Origin of the sequence: Bacillus sp. FJAT-47783 (genome assembly GCF_022808615.1) — a bacterium.
Classification (GTDB): Bacteria; Bacillota; Bacilli; order Bacillales; family Aeribacillaceae; genus Bacillus_BZ.
Map to the genome: position 1 here is coordinate 1 of NZ_JAKZKS010000029.1, position 14,685 is coordinate 14,685.

Below are 14,685 nucleotides of genomic sequence, written 5' to 3' on the forward strand. Positions count from 1 at the left end.
ACTTTGGCTAAATCTTTTCCTCTGACATCTTTGACACGAAGACGTAAGATGTCACTGATCCGCAAGCCAGTATTAATCCCAAAATAGAACAGAAAATAATTACGGTAAGACGAATGACGCAATAACCATTCTTTCATTTCATCGATTTTTTCCAATGAACGAATCGGCTCTTTTGCTCCAGGTTTACGTCCTCCTTTCGACATGTTCATACCTCCTAACTCTCTCGATGTAGATTATTATATGTAAAACTTAATTTTATTATACTTTTAATTTGTAAAATTAACAACCCTTTCCCATAGGTTTTTACAGAATAAAAAAACCGTTCCATTAACCAAATAGCAGGTTATGAAACGGATTGATATGAATTTGCTAAAATAATACTTTTGTAAAATTGACTTCAAACAGAAACAACTATCATTTCACTAAAAAAGATTCTTCTAGTTCCTGAATCAGCTTTTTGGCCCCTTCTCGACTAAGGACAATCTTTCCGTTAGCAAGAGAAAGATTATCGCCCGAAACCTCCCCGGTAATTTGACATACCTTTGCCGATTCATATTTACGAAGAATAATTTTATCTTCTTCTACAAAAATCTCTAATGGATCTTTTTCATGAATGCTAAGTGTACGACGAAGCTCTATTGGAATCACAATACGCCCTAGCTCATCAACCTTACGGACAACACCTGTACTTTTCATTTTATTCCCTCCACTTTAATTAAAATCTTAAAATTTTTTTAATTCTTCTTATAAAGTCCGTCAACAAATTGCTCTTTCTACTCTCCGTTTCTTGCTGTATCTCAATTACCCTTTTTTCTTCAGATATTGTTGGCTCTATTTTGATATTACTTTTTGACTTTACCAATTCACTACTAACAGCAACTTCTTTCATCACAGTTTCGGCCTCATCTTTCACTGGTAAAGGAATTACTGGAGGTTTAGGCTTAGTAGGCTTTTTAAGTCGATCCAACACTGATTCAATGGTCATCTTCTCTTTTGTTATAAGTAACCCATCAGTCTTTATTGAACTGCTTTCAGAATTCATAAATAACTGAAATTCAATACAGGATTTATGATATTTGACATTTTCAACCTTAAAGAAAACATTGGAGGGGAGAATGTTTTTTAACTTAAAAATAATATTTTTTCTTTCCGTTTTACCTTTTAAAAGCCAATAGCCATAATATAAGTTCTTTTCACTATATATCGAATCTCCCCCAAGTTGACATAAGAATAATGATTCGTCATTATTCTTTTGAAAAACCTTATTAAATCTGAATTCCATCTTTACAGGAAAAAACTTATTTTTATGGACTGATTTTGTATTCTTCTTCCTTTTTCCAAGAGAACATCTTCTTATAAATCCCTTATCGTCCATCGCAAAAAGGGAGTCCATCTCACCCATTTTAATTAATTCGTATGGCATGGATTTCTCTTTTTCTTCACTAGGAAAATATTTATATCCAAACCTACCGATATGAAAAATCCATAAAACTGGATAACCTAGCTTGTTATAATCTTTAGTTCGTTCCTTTATCTCATCAAAATCAATTGATGAAGCTTGAAACTCTACAACAAGTGTCTGGCTCTCACCATAAATAACTAGATCTGCCCTTCTGTTTGGTACTAGACATTTTTCTAATTCAATCTTTAGATTAGGATACTTCTTTTTTAAAAAATTAAATAAGTTTTTCTTCATCCTGATATGCTCTTCACTTTCATGATGACCTGAATATGGGCAATTACGTAAAGACTTATGAGCAAAGTGAGCACAATTAATATTACCATTTCTGTATATCAATTCACTTTTGCAATGCGGACAAAAAAACTTCCCTTCATACTGAGATAAATCTTCCCACGCATAGACAATTTTTTCAAATTTATTAACGGCACTTTGCAGAATTTTCCCCCTCTTTCCTTAAGTTGTTTTTTCGATTCCCATAAGTCATTAATTCTAGACACACCACTTAATTCATATTTTTCAACAAGGTATTTTAGAAAGTCATAATAGCATTGACCAGTTTCATAAAAGTCCCATTTCCCCCCATAAGTGTAGCTACTATGCTAATCTGCCCCCTTTTAAAATTGTTTTTTTACAGATACTTATCGACTACATCTTGTCCTCCCCTTCATTCTTCGCCACATGAGGATTATATTTCTTCAATTCAGTTAGAAGTTCCTGGCGATAAGGATCAAGATGATGTTTCAAGAACAGCTGAACTTGCCCTTTTCCTTCTCCAATCGCTTTAAAATAGTGAAATTTCCCCTTTTTCAAAGAACGTGAAAAAGACTGTTTAGAAATGTCTAAATATGCTTCAGCTTCACGTCTTGTTAATACATTCTCCTTTAAAAAAGATAGCAACTCGTCTTCATCCTTAAACTCGTACTTCAAAAAAATCATCTCCCTAAAACAAGGGGAGGAAGTTCTCCCCTTATACAATCATTTTTTGAAAATTCTAGGCTTGTTTCTTTTTTATCCACATAACAGTAATAGAGAGAATAGCTGCAATAAGAATAAGAAGATCCAGCGTAAGTCGTAAACCTCCTTCAATTTCATTTCTAATACCGAAAACATACACGGAAACAAAAAGCCAAAATGTTAATTCTTTTATTAACTGAATGACTCTCATTTTTTGAATGACAACCATTTAGAAGGGAGAGGGTTAGAGGTTTTCGCCCCCTCCCCTCTTTTCTTATTTGCGGTTATTTCCTTTTTTCCGCTCTTTCCACATCTTTTCGAGTATAAGAAGCTTTTCAAAAATGTGGAGTGTTGTAAGGAAAATTCCTAGCATAACCGCGATTTCAGCGGTTGTCATTTTCTCACCCCCTTTCTATACTCTTAGTATACTATATCGGTTTATATTTGTAAACCGTTTTTTTGAACTTTTTTCATATTTTTCCGGATTCGTGCTATAATGTACATAAGAAGTCTACATCTTTTCGAGTATAAGAAGCTTTTTGAAGGTGAAGAAGAAAACGCCAGGTTAATCCCCTGGCGTTTTCTTGTTGAACACTTTTTCTTCCATTTATCATGCCCACCAAATCGCTCAAATTTGCAACGAAAAGGCTATCACCTTATAAAATAAAATTAATTCGCTCAGAATCGCCCTCAGCAACACCCAAGCGGAAAGAAAACCATAACGCAAGAAGAATAAGGAATCAATAACACCCGTCATAAAGCCATCCGAAAATGATAATAAAGTTATTTTTTTTTCGATTCCCATAAGTCATTAATTCTAGACACACCACTTAATTCATATTTTTCAACAAGGTATTTTAGAAAGTCATAATAGCATTGACCAGTTTCATAAAAGTCCCATTTTTCCCCCATAAGTGTAGCTACTATGCTAATCTGCCCCCTTTTAAAATTGCTTTTTTGTTGGTAATTTAGGCCTGTTTCTGTTCTTTCAATTCGAATATAATCATTAATTAAAGTGGTAATAATTCCCTTCAACTCGGTTGAAGGTATTTGTATTGTTGGTATTGTTGACAAATGCTTTCTCTCCCTTTCACACATTTTTCTATCTCCGTTTCAATGGCATTATTTAGTCAAACTTTTAACAAATCGATAACCAGCACCATATTACCAGTCCCCCCTTTCTATTTATTCATTAAGAGAAATATAGAATTCATTCACAACAGCAAGTTGGAGGTGGATATCTTTCTCGTTGGCATTGTGCTGTTCCTAGGCACTCTAAAATAACTTAATTGTGCTTCTCGATTATCGCAGTATTCACATAGACAATATTCAACTCCTGTAATGTATTTCTTCCAATTATTATCACCTCTTATTGATTTTTTCATCTTATCTCATGAGAGTTCAATTCAATAACTTTCATCCTAGACTTTTTCTCTTTTTTCAATCGACTTCTCACATGATACTGTGGCAATGGCTCAATCGGCAACGCTTCAAAACTTGCACTTATTCTTTTACCTTCTCGTTCAATATCTGTATAGCGTAATACCTGGAAATAGCGCCCTCGATGATGAAAGCCCCGGCCAAGCCGGAACTTTTCATACGCATCTTGATCGTCATAATCAAACGAAACTTTAAAAGGATGCAATACAGGGGATAAACGCTCCACTGACTTCACTTTTTTATCACTCATATACTTTAAATTCTGACAGACGTAATCAATGATTAAGAACCAGTTCTTTTCTTTTTCTTCTACATAAAAATTTAAAATAGAGATAACTTCAAAGAAAGAGTTTTGATAATCCATAACCTCACCAATGGAAAACGGCTGTATATTCGTTGATAAAGGAATCGTCGATCGGACCGACTTAATAATCATTTTCCTTCCCCTCCTACAAAAATGCCTCCAAATACGGCGAAGGATCAATCTTTTTACCTCTTACTTTCACCTCAAAATGCAAATGCTTACCACGGGAATTTCCCGTATTCCCCATTAATCCTAACTTATCACCAGCTTTAAGGACATCTCCAACCCCTGCGGAGACTGTCCCTTTTTTCAAGTGAGCGTAAACCGTGATAAAACCATCGTGCTCAATCATGACATAATTTCCGTATCCGCCACCACAACTGTAGTTTCCTTGGGAACACCCGTCATTCGCCGCAATCACCTTCCCATTAGCAAACGTAACAACATTAAAATCTTTCCCTTTTTTATTTCCAGGAGGGGCAATGTCAATTCCTGCATGAAAGTTTGATTTTCCATCTAAAACTCGGTTCCCAAATGTTGACGTGACAACGTAGGAACCAACAACCGGAAATGCTGTACCCCCGTTGAAGTTCACCTTTCCTACCTCGATTACCTCGTATCCCAACGTATATTGGTCAAAGTAACTTAAAACCTCATCGACGTACCAATCAGCATGATTATAAGCATATACCGCCTTCCTCATTCCTTCTCTAGTACCATCAGCACCATTGGCTTTCAAATACTTAGCTGCAGCCATAATCGCATCCTCTTCACTCATAGGATCTGCTTTCCCATCTCCATTCGCATCCACGCCATATCCTCCGTAACGCTCAATTGCTGCCGGGTCTAATAGTTCACTTTTTGAAATATTCCCCTTTCCTACACCACCGCAGCTAGGATGGCTCCAACCTACCCAGGTACAAGGCATGAATTGCATCGCTCCGGTCGCTCCCACGTAGGAATCGTTTTTATTGGTTGAAAATGTAGTCTCAACGCGGTGAATCCCGGCCAACAATGTCCAGGGTATCCCGAAAGCCTCACCAGCTCGTTTGTAAAAATCAATATACTCTGCCGGTATCTCATTAGCGCCAATATCAGAAAGTTGAACATCCGAACTAAATTCCTGAACTTGATTCCCCATCAATGACGTCATAAATAACACAATCATCATTCCTGTTCCAATCACGAATACGGCTGCAATCCCGACAACTCCTACCGGCAAAGTCCATAGTAATTTTTTTGTCGCTTCCATAAAATTCACCTCTTACGAGATTGCATTGGTCATGAAATCCTGCACTCTGTAAACCCCTTCTACATTCTGAAATCGTAGCGTATAGACTGTAAGATCTTCTCTTACTTTATTTCCGTTCTCATCGTGTATTTCAGCTATTACACGAGCTTCCCATGTGATATATTCACCTGTCACATCACGTGGCTCTCTCATTTCTACACTAATGACTTTTCGCGTAAAGAAATTTTTTGTAGGTCGAATAATCGTTTCCTCTTCACCGGTCATTTTCTGGTGCAATTCATCCGAAATATAAGGTTTGGATTCTTCAATGTGCTTCGTTGGATGTTTTCCATCAAACGGATGGAAAGATCGGACAAATTTCTCTCCCACTTCTTTAGTAGCAGTAATCTCTTCAGGTCGGTAATAATCAGATAAAGACGGGCGATCATCGATCGTATAATTCTTTTCCGATTCATCGAGTTCTGACAAATCAAATTCGCCTATCTCGTCCATTGATTCGTCATGATGCTCATGGTCATCTTCCTTCTTTTCCTCTTCAGAAGGAGCCGGATCTGACTCTTTTGTAAGAGCCAGATCATCCTTTTTTTCTTGTTCTGCTTGCTCTTTAGGTTGCTGCATAGCGGTTTGTTTTTCTTGAATCTTCCCAATCACAAGACCACCTATGACAATAGTTGCTGCGGCAAAATATACGATATACTTCATGATCTCTTTATTCATTCTTTTCACCTTCTGAAGATAGATCATTTATATTATCAAGAGATGGTGTATCCTCCTCATACCTGGTCACTTCTTGAATCGGTTGCACATCCCCCTCGTACCTAGTCACTTCTTGGATCGGCTGCATATCCTCATAACTTCCTGAATCATTTATTTCTTGTTCTGAAGAAGAGGAGGTGTTCTCTGAACGAGAAGAAGGTTGAAACTCGTTTATGTCGCGTATATCAGGATTTTCAGTCGCCATGGTACTAGAAGTAGGCTCATCTGTTTTAAACTCATCTGAAGGACGCAAATCGTTTATATCAACAAGATTAGAATACATTTCGTTTCGATTGTCTTTAGGCAAAGAAGCACTAAACTCATTTTGCTCTTGTGAAACACTTTCATTTTTCACACTTTGCGCCGTTGAAGGACTACCGACAGATTGTTCCTGTGATGTCGAAGGCTGAGACGGCTGGTAATCCTCGATGTCGTGCAAGTCCATTGCATCTCTCATGCTCGTCTGAGGCATTGATTCTTCTTTTATCGATTCGCTTGCTGATTCGTTTGTTACTGCCGGTTCATTTGTTGCTGCAACTTCATTTATATCCCTCAATTGATCCAAAGCGGCTTCTCCCGTTCCTTGCGCCATCTTACCATGAGCTTGAGACTTCAACACTTCCATAGGTAAATCGGCTAAATCAGCTTCTCCTGTAAGCGTCTTTCCGGCCGTTTTCCCCATCGATGCCCCCATTAAAACACCTTGAGGTCCTCCCACTATTCCTCCTACAGCTGCACCAGCACCTTGCATACCTGTTTCAATCGGTTTAGTGACTGTTTTCTTTCCGAGATCCCAACTCTCTTTAACATGCTGCATTCCAGTTGCGCCTGTTTCAAAAATCTGTTTAATACGCTTACGGAATACAAATGCCACAATAAAGATAATAAACTGTAAGAAAGTCGCGATAATGTAACCCGTTAGTCCATCCGTCATCGGCAAGCTGTACACCACATCAGAAATAGTAAATAAAATCAAGGCAATAAACGATACAATCAGTTTAAATACAACTGGATAAAGAAGCGTCTCTGCATATCGTTTTAACACCCCAAATTGATTCGGTAACGTAGAGAAAACCAGAACAAACGGGGCAAAACAAGCAACAACAATAAACCAAATTTGCAAACCAATTAAAGCCGCACTCAATAACCAAATTGGAATCGAGAGAAAGGCATTTGCGCCATTGAAAAGCCAAATATAAATCAATCGTTTAATTACCGATGCCGGTTGCATCATTTCGTTTCCATATTCAGTAACTTCTTTTTTGATAGCAGACCTTTTTTTCTCGGAAGTTTGTTTTTCTAATAGGATATTTTCAATTCGTTCTTGACCGATTTTTTCCTCATTATCGGTTCCAAACTGAATATAGAGATATGGGCGATGCACAAAAATTTTCCACAACCTATCTTCCATGCTGTTGTATTCGCCTTTTTCATCTTCTGTAGTCAGTGTCACAATGTGGTCACTTATCTCATTCCCTAGTTCATTGACTCCTTTTAGATACGTTGTAAAATTACTAATCACTAAAATAGAGAGAGCAATAGCAATAATGGGCTGGATTATACTTTTTAAGCTCTCAATCGGTGCTCGCTTAAAAACCGCTTGATAGGCTACATACAGAACTGAAATAAGGGCGAAAATCCCCAACAACTTCCCAAAGGTGCCAGTTCCCATTTGTACCTGGCCACCCGAAATCCCTGCAACCGTTTGAACTTTTCCAGCAACACCATCGATAAGCCAATTCATAATTATCGCATCATTCGAAAAGCTAAGAACCGTCAACATCCATTCCGTAAACGCAACTGTCATACCAAAAGATAATTGAATAAGCGACATAAACATCGCAAGCACAGTATCCTGAAGGTTTGCAGTAAAATCTTCCGTTTTCCCCTCAACATAATTTGAAACCCAGGAGATAGGATTCAACAAAAACCCTTCACCTTCTCCATTTTCATCTTCTTCCGACTTCGTTTCTGCATACGTAATAGAATCAATATTTTCATAGTAACGTGTTCGATCTTTATAAGGACCAAATTTCTTTTCTTCAATCGTCACAACAGGTTCATTATTGTCTTGTTGTGGTACTTCTGCCAACACAGTAGAGGAGCTGCTGCTAAAACCTAAGACGACAAAAATCGTTAAAAATAAGGTGATTAATTTACGTTTCCTCATCTGTCGCCATCTCCTTTTTAATAGTCGCCACCTCTATGAAAAACGACTGTATCCTCTGCTTCAGAAAAAATGTAATCGACATACTTATCCGTTTTATCTTTTACGGTTTGTTTCTTCCACCCTCGTAAACCATCAATCTTCCAGCCACCGCCTTCCTTGACTAATTCAAAGCGATATTGGACCCGATCCCCATTTTTTTTAGTGTATATACTGTAGAAATCGTTAATTCCAGGATTATACATATCAGCAAGATATAAAATTCTACCCTGCTCCTCTAAAAATCCATAATAAGCCCCAAAAATATAATCACCATCATCTGTATATTTTTCAAAATCTCCTTTATGGCTGGATGGACCTTCAGACAATATTTCTTCCTCTGAGTTATCGATAAAAGCCTGTATTCCCACCATAGGTGTTTTGGCATATTCTATAGCTCCCTCTGTCATCATCGAATACAAAGTGGCAATATCATAATCTACAATCGCTTCCAAGGCTTTTTCCGCTACCTTATCAGCTTCAGGAGCCGGACTTTTCACTTCTTCTTTCTCCTCGGATATACAAGCGCTTAATACTAGGACAATGCTTGCCATCACTGCAAGCATTGTCCTCCATTTCCTTCTCATACTTTAACCTCCTCACGAACCGTTGCCATTAAGGACTCTTTTGATCGCTCTTCTCTTGACGCTACAGGCTCATCACTCAACTTCTTTTCATTTCGGCGTACATTTCGCATATCTTGCTCAAAACGTTTTTCGTCGGCATCTGATGTTGAAGTATCAAACGCATCAAGAACTTGTTTAAACATCACATTAACTCGCAAAACATCCGTTCGACCAAAATTGTCTTGGAACAAACAATGCCCCTGCGGGAGATTTTTTAATTTCTCAATGTTTCTTTGCGTAACTGGAAGATTAAAGTATTCTAACATTTTGATTGCTTCTTCAGATGTCTTCAAAGCAAAACTAAACTTCATTCCCAGGTTTGCAAGGTCGTTTCCATGGTCTGAAGCGTTCTGTGAACCTTTTAATAACGTTGTATTATAGTAACGGCCTTGACGAACGATAAAGTCCATAAGACGTCTTCCTTGATCATTTTTATCGATAACAGATGCTTCGTCTTGAAGAATAACCTTATGGCGAGCACGCTCATTTTTAAACATAAATTGTTGAGCAAAACTTGTAATCGAGATCATAATCGCTGTAGAAATTTTTTCACTCGCTGAATAGCTTTTAGGATCTTTCTCCGCATTCGGGAGATCTAGGTTTTCAATCATCAAAATCTGTAATGGTTTATCGATTGAAAGAGTTTCATATTTTTCTCCTGGATGGCCAATTAATAAATTAATAAAGTCTTGGTGTAAAAAAGTTTCTAGTACCATAATTAGCGAATCTAGTTCCGCATAGCGTGATTTTGACATGGATTCAGGAGGATTAGCATGCAATTCTCGTAAGTAATCAATCGCTACACCGACACAAGGCTCTGGTTGACGTGAAGCGTGCAGCATCGCTTCTGAAATATAGCTGTATTTAATCTCACCTATGTTTGTTCCTACTAGGTAGGCGAATATGTTTTCAGCTACCGTTTTCCCCTGGTCAATGTTAGGAGCTGTCCGGAATGGATCGAGCGTCCCCTTATCACGTTTATCTGATCCGAGTTCCCAAATACGAATATATTTTTTATCAATATACGGTATCCCCTTCTTCCACTTTTTTCTATCTCCTTTTGGGTCGATCACGAGAGCATACGCGCCACACAACACCGATAACATGGTGATTAAGTTCATGAGGACCGACTTACCAAACCCTGTCGCACCTGCGATGAGCATCGAAATCGAGTTGAATGCTGTAGTAATTCCATCAAGTTTTTTTGAAGCCAATTCTGGATAAATAAACACATCTTTTTTCTGCTCAGTCTCGCCAATCGGAAATCCCATGTTATCCCCAATGGCCGTAGTCGCTCCGAACATCATCCCTGCAAGCATTCGAGGATCCGTCTCCACTTTGTAATCTTTATTAATTTGCTTTGATCCTAATAAGGTTTCCATAAAGAGACTAGGTTGTTCACCGTATGGCGCGACTAGGCTAATGCCGTACTTTCTCATTTCATCTAATAAATCACCGCACCGCGATTCAAGAATCTCCTCTGTTTCAGCATTGACACGAAAAACATAACTTGTCACATAGCTTGGATAACCCGTTTTTTGAAAATACTCTTCAAGCTGCATCACACCAGCTTCATTTCGAGATACCGATAAATCAACAGGAACACCGGCCTTTGCTGCTTCTTGTTTTTGATCATCATACTCTAGTCGTTTGTTTGATAGCTCTTTCAAAATACGTTCGTTGTCTTTATAGTGAGCACGAATAGAAGAAATAATAGGAAAATCTAAATTCTTCTGAAGATGATAAAGCCATTCAAAGTTCGGAAAGTAGTTCACATCATTAAATTTCGTAATAACATAAAACCTTGAATATAAAGACGTATGTTTACCGTCTACTTTCTTAGAAAACTTCAACGTATCCGGGCTAATTTCTTCAATGTAGGCCTCTTGAATCTCCAAGAAACTTTCCGGAGTTGGGCGAACCGCCTCTAATTCTTGACCATCTAACGTAGCCATGACTTTTTCTCCGTTAGCAAAGCTCTCACGCAAAGAAACATCTTGATTAGAAGGCGTCGCACTATACATCGTTTCGATTAATTTCACCGTTTCAACTGTACTGAGAGAACGTATAGGATCATTTAGTTGTGAATTTTGCGAGAGAACAAAAGCACGTTTCAGATCGTTCCGTACCTTTTGGGCTTGCCTCTTGTACGCTTCAATCTCATCCTGGAGAATATCGAATGGCTCTAACCCGACAGCACGGTTAACATCTGAACTAAATCCTTTAAAGAATTCAGCAACACTCTTAATGAGATTAGTTCCTTTATTTCCTTTTTTGTACACATTTAAAGCAGGATTCAACTGAACACCAATATACATTTTGTACTCTCGTTTTTCCCTTGTTTTATGTTTCTTTTGAAGATAATCTTTCGTGAGGTCCATATAGCTTAATCCCGCGTCTAACAGCTCATACTCATACCGTTCAGCTTTATATCGCATACGCTCTTTATGCTCCTCTATGACGTCCTCGATGTTGGACGACTGAGGAAGAATAATGTAATGAAGATCAAGCCCTTGATTTTGCAGAAATCCTAGTTGGTTAAAGAATGGGGTGAATTTATCATGATCATCAAGGAAATCGTAACCAAATCCCAACACTTCCGAGTAAGAAGTTACATGTCCTTCATGCGAAAAGACCAGGTCACCCTCGATATGCCGAACTGGAAATTGAAGAAATACACTCATTCATTCTCACTCCTTTATCATTAGCGATAAGTTACAAACCCTCGCACTTTATACCTTTTCCCCTTATACGCTCGGTTAGCTCTTAGTTCCGACATCACAATTCTTGCATGCCCCTTCACGGAGTAAGTTTGAGGGCTTGCAACCAATTTCCCACGATAAAAGTTGAGGCGTTGCCTCTTTCTTAGCTGATAGTTCACAATAGACCGTATATATGATAGGACAGTCCGTTTCTCTGTTCCCATATCAGCTAACAGATAAGAGGCAACGACAGGGATTAATAGATAACTAACGAGAAATGGTATTTTTAAAAATAACAGATTGATAATCGGTAAATGTCGAAGAAGAAAGACGATCCCAAACACTACGATGAAATAAACGATGCTCTTAATAGGAATCGCACGGCCAATTTTCTTCCCGAATATTTGATAGATCTTGCGATCAATCTTTTTAAAACCCGATATATAGTACATTTCGATACGTCTTTTATCATCGGATGTCATCAAAACCTCCCCTTTCTAACTCATCAACCTCCCAAGTTCATCTTAGACGCTAACCATTCACCTAGAGAGATCATGTTCTCAGGCGAAGCGATGAACATCGCAATAAAAATCATCCCAATAACAAAACTACCAAATGCGATCCAAGCACGTTTAAACGCAAAAAACACAACCCCGATTAAAAACGCAATGAAAAATAACCATTTTACTTCTCCTGACAACCATTCAAAAATCCATTGAAAGGTCATTACGATTCATCTCCTTTATTTTCTTCAGTATTTTTGTTCTCTTTATCTTCCTTTGATTCTTCGAGTTCATCATCGGTTAGCTGCTCTTTGTGATTGTAATCATCAAAGCCACTAACCAGGTACTTCCCATCGGACTCTTTAATGCTCAATTGGTAATCTGTAGTAAATGTAACACCTGTTTCAGGATCCGTAAATTTCACTTTCGTAAAAGCAATGATACTTCCTTTTTTATCTTCGTAAAGGTTCGTTTCAGTTAAACCTTTATAAAGTAGCGTCCCCTCTAAACCTTCAATTCTCATATTCTCAGTGAGCATATAAGATATTTTTGTAGCGTTGTCTTGTGCGTAGCTGCTAAAGAACGTTTCTAAAAACTCTTTAACTTGCTCTCGATCCCCTTCATAACTTGTAAGCCCGACAGCTTTCGTCTTTTTCAAGTTGGTTTCTTCTTTCATATTCGTGAATTTCGGAAGCTCATAAACGCCGTATGTTCCATTTTCATAAGCGATAGGTACCACAAAGTATTTCTCAAAAGGCTTATCCTCTCTATGCTCTTTCTTCTCTTTAACGACTTTTTCCTTATCACCTTCTTTTACTTTCTTTTCAATTTCCTCGATCGCCACCTTTTGTAGATTCGCTTTGACCTTCAATGTGATGTACGAACGATTCGGTCCGTTTTCATCAATTTTCTTTAATTCTGCACTTTGAAAGATTGAATCCCAATCTAAGTTCATCGCGTCGAGGCCAGCGTCAGCATCTAGTCCTTCAGCTAGATACTTCGATAAACGTTCACGTCGATCTTTCCTTCCCCCATCCCCCTTCTTCCAGGTGTAATACTCTTTTGCAAACTCCCTGGCGTACTCAACAGCAGCTTGTGAAGTAGCTTGATTGACCTCAATCTCCAACGTTTCTTCCTTTTTCCCCTCAGCGCTACTATTTGAAAAAATATTGACGAAAACCACTAAAAACATAAAGGCAAACAACACCCAAAACGTAACACGACCAAATTGACGCGCTCGATAACCTTGCGGCTTTTTCGCCTTCTTCCCTTTCTTTAGCCTCGCTTTTTCCCCCTCTCTCTCCCAAATATTTTTGATAATTTGAAAGAAAGAGCTTTTAGAACTTTTGTTTTCTTCTCCCATGTTCCCCACTCCTTTCAGCGTTTCGCCAAAGCGAATATAGCAAATATAATAAGACCACCGACAGCAACCGTTCCCCAACGAGCGACGGCGTAATTATAAACATATAAAACAGCGTTTTTAGCATCGTTCATCATTGGACGAACTTCAGGGAAATTATCATAGACAAACACTAAGACAAAATAGACAATGGCTATACTAACCACACTCGATATAACTGTACGTAACACATCGCATCACCTCCTTAAAGGGTTCTCTTTCTCTTGTAATCCCCTTCATGCAAGTGATGATAAATTTCACCAAACGCATTCTTCATCACATCATCTAAGTTTGTTAGATGGACGGGAATATGAATATCCGGGCGCAAAATGGAAGGCTTTTCTCCTTCTTTCGGCTTCAACATGGACAAAAGTCGAAGAGTACGCTTCAACTTTTCCTCATTTTCACTAATGAACATGACTTGCCAGTGCTTCACATAGGCTTCCAATCCCTTTTCGTGCATGTATTTCACTTTGGCATCAGAATGCTTTAAAAAGTTGGTATAGCGCTCAATTTTCTTCTGAATAACATGCTTCTTCGTTACACTTCTCTCCATTTCTAAAAAGATGCCAAAGTTTTCCTCGCTATTTTTCGCCCCCACCACAATAAAACCATCTGGCCGGATCACATCATCTTTATTCGAAGTAAACTGATAGAACGCTCGCGTTTCATGAACGAAATCTTTGACCTCTAAACCTAACGGGATAGCCTGGCGTTTGTAGGATACAACCGCCCTGGCTAAATGTAGACTGTGCATATACCACATCGGAAGATCCCTCGTCCATTGCACCTTCCATCTCGAATATCCTTGCAGCTCTTCTACTGTCGCAACACCCGTTGAGGTAAGCGTATAAACATTGGCGCTCTTCCCACGATCACTATCCGGTGTTGACGCGCGAAACTTTTTGATATACCCCGACTCTTCTAATTTCAAAAGTCGAGTCGTTGCACTCATTCGCGTCTTGTATTTATCAAAAATGTAATGAAAGATAAAGTCGATGTCCAAATAAATGTAATCGTGCAAGTTTAGAAATAAATTTTTATCTTCTTCTGTTAAAACGAGATGTTTCATTATTTTTTT

At 38.2% G+C, this 14,685-nt stretch carries 16 protein-coding genes and 1 pseudogene; all 17 read right to left on the minus strand.

Annotated elements, in window-relative coordinates:
* Window positions 1-203, minus strand: a pseudogene (locus tag MLD65_RS15820) (tyrosine-type recombinase/integrase); the annotation flags it as partial.
* Between the two features lie 211 nt (window positions 204-414).
* The gene (locus MLD65_RS15825) at window positions 415-696 is read right to left on the minus strand and encodes an AbrB/MazE/SpoVT family DNA-binding domain-containing protein (protein ID WP_243292824.1); all 282 of its coding nucleotides are present in this window, start codon (window positions 694-696) and stop codon (window positions 415-417) included.
* Between the two features lie 19 nt (window positions 697-715).
* On the minus strand, window positions 716-1,900 hold the full coding sequence (locus MLD65_RS15830; protein WP_347709313.1) for a competence protein CoiA: 1,185 nt from the start codon (window positions 1,898-1,900) through the stop codon (window positions 716-718).
* Window positions 1,901-2,107: 207 nt separating this feature from the next.
* Window positions 2,108-2,389 carry a hypothetical protein gene (locus MLD65_RS15835; protein WP_243292826.1) on the minus strand — a complete coding sequence of 94 codons (282 nt, stop codon included), beginning with the start codon at window positions 2,387-2,389 and terminating at the stop codon, window positions 2,108-2,110.
* A 301-nt stretch (window positions 2,390-2,690) separates the two neighbouring features.
* Window positions 2,691-2,813, minus strand: coding sequence for a hypothetical protein (locus MLD65_RS18180; protein ID WP_279326109.1), 123 nt, complete (start codon window positions 2,811-2,813; stop codon window positions 2,691-2,693).
* A 386-nt stretch (window positions 2,814-3,199) separates the two neighbouring features.
* Complete coding sequence (locus MLD65_RS15840; RefSeq protein ID WP_243292827.1) at window positions 3,200-3,490, minus strand: hypothetical protein; 291 nt, start codon at window positions 3,488-3,490, stop codon at window positions 3,200-3,202.
* Between the two features lie 307 nt (window positions 3,491-3,797).
* Window positions 3,798-4,292: a hypothetical protein gene (locus MLD65_RS15845; protein ID WP_243292828.1), complete on the minus strand. Its 495-nt coding sequence runs from the start codon at window positions 4,290-4,292 to the stop codon at window positions 3,798-3,800.
* A gap of 13 nt (window positions 4,293-4,305) precedes the next feature.
* On the minus strand, window positions 4,306-5,412 hold the full coding sequence (locus MLD65_RS15850) for a peptidoglycan DD-metalloendopeptidase family protein (protein WP_243292829.1): 1,107 nt from the start codon (window positions 5,410-5,412) through the stop codon (window positions 4,306-4,308).
* A 12-nt stretch (window positions 5,413-5,424) separates the two neighbouring features.
* Window positions 5,425-6,129, minus strand: a complete 705-nt coding sequence (locus MLD65_RS15855) for a hypothetical protein (protein WP_243292830.1) — start codon at window positions 6,127-6,129, stop codon at window positions 5,425-5,427.
* Window positions 6,122-8,338, minus strand: a complete 2,217-nt coding sequence (locus MLD65_RS15860; protein WP_243292831.1) for a DUF4149 domain-containing protein — start codon at window positions 8,336-8,338, stop codon at window positions 6,122-6,124. Before MLD65_RS15860 ends, MLD65_RS15855 begins: the two co-directional genes overlap by 8 nt.
* A gap of 17 nt (window positions 8,339-8,355) precedes the next feature.
* Window positions 8,356-8,961, minus strand: a complete 606-nt coding sequence (locus MLD65_RS15865) for a hypothetical protein (RefSeq protein WP_243292832.1) — start codon at window positions 8,959-8,961, stop codon at window positions 8,356-8,358.
* Window positions 8,958-11,684 carry an ATP-binding protein gene (locus MLD65_RS15870; RefSeq protein WP_243292833.1) on the minus strand — a complete coding sequence of 909 codons (2,727 nt, stop codon included), beginning with the start codon at window positions 11,682-11,684 and terminating at the stop codon, window positions 8,958-8,960. Before MLD65_RS15870 ends, MLD65_RS15865 begins: the two co-directional genes overlap by 4 nt.
* Before the next feature lie 20 nt (window positions 11,685-11,704).
* Window positions 11,705-12,184: a TcpE family conjugal transfer membrane protein gene (locus MLD65_RS15875; RefSeq protein WP_243292834.1), complete on the minus strand. Its 480-nt coding sequence runs from the start codon at window positions 12,182-12,184 to the stop codon at window positions 11,705-11,707.
* Window positions 12,185-12,207: 23 nt separating this feature from the next.
* Window positions 12,208-12,429, minus strand: coding sequence for a hypothetical protein (locus tag MLD65_RS15880; protein ID WP_243292835.1), 222 nt, complete (start codon window positions 12,427-12,429; stop codon window positions 12,208-12,210).
* A complete protein-coding gene (locus tag MLD65_RS15885; protein ID WP_243292836.1) occupies window positions 12,429-13,568 on the minus strand; it encodes a conjugal transfer protein in 1,140 nt (379 codons plus the stop codon). The genes MLD65_RS15880 and MLD65_RS15885 overlap by 1 nt, the downstream gene beginning before the upstream one ends.
* Window positions 13,569-13,582: 14 nt before the next feature.
* Window positions 13,583-13,795, minus strand: coding sequence for a hypothetical protein (locus MLD65_RS15890; RefSeq protein ID WP_243292837.1), 213 nt, complete (start codon window positions 13,793-13,795; stop codon window positions 13,583-13,585).
* A gap of 14 nt (window positions 13,796-13,809) precedes the next feature.
* Window positions 13,810-14,676, minus strand: coding sequence for a replication-relaxation family protein (locus MLD65_RS15895; protein ID WP_243292838.1), 867 nt, complete (start codon window positions 14,674-14,676; stop codon window positions 13,810-13,812).
* Window positions 14,677-14,685: the final 9 nt, after the last annotated feature.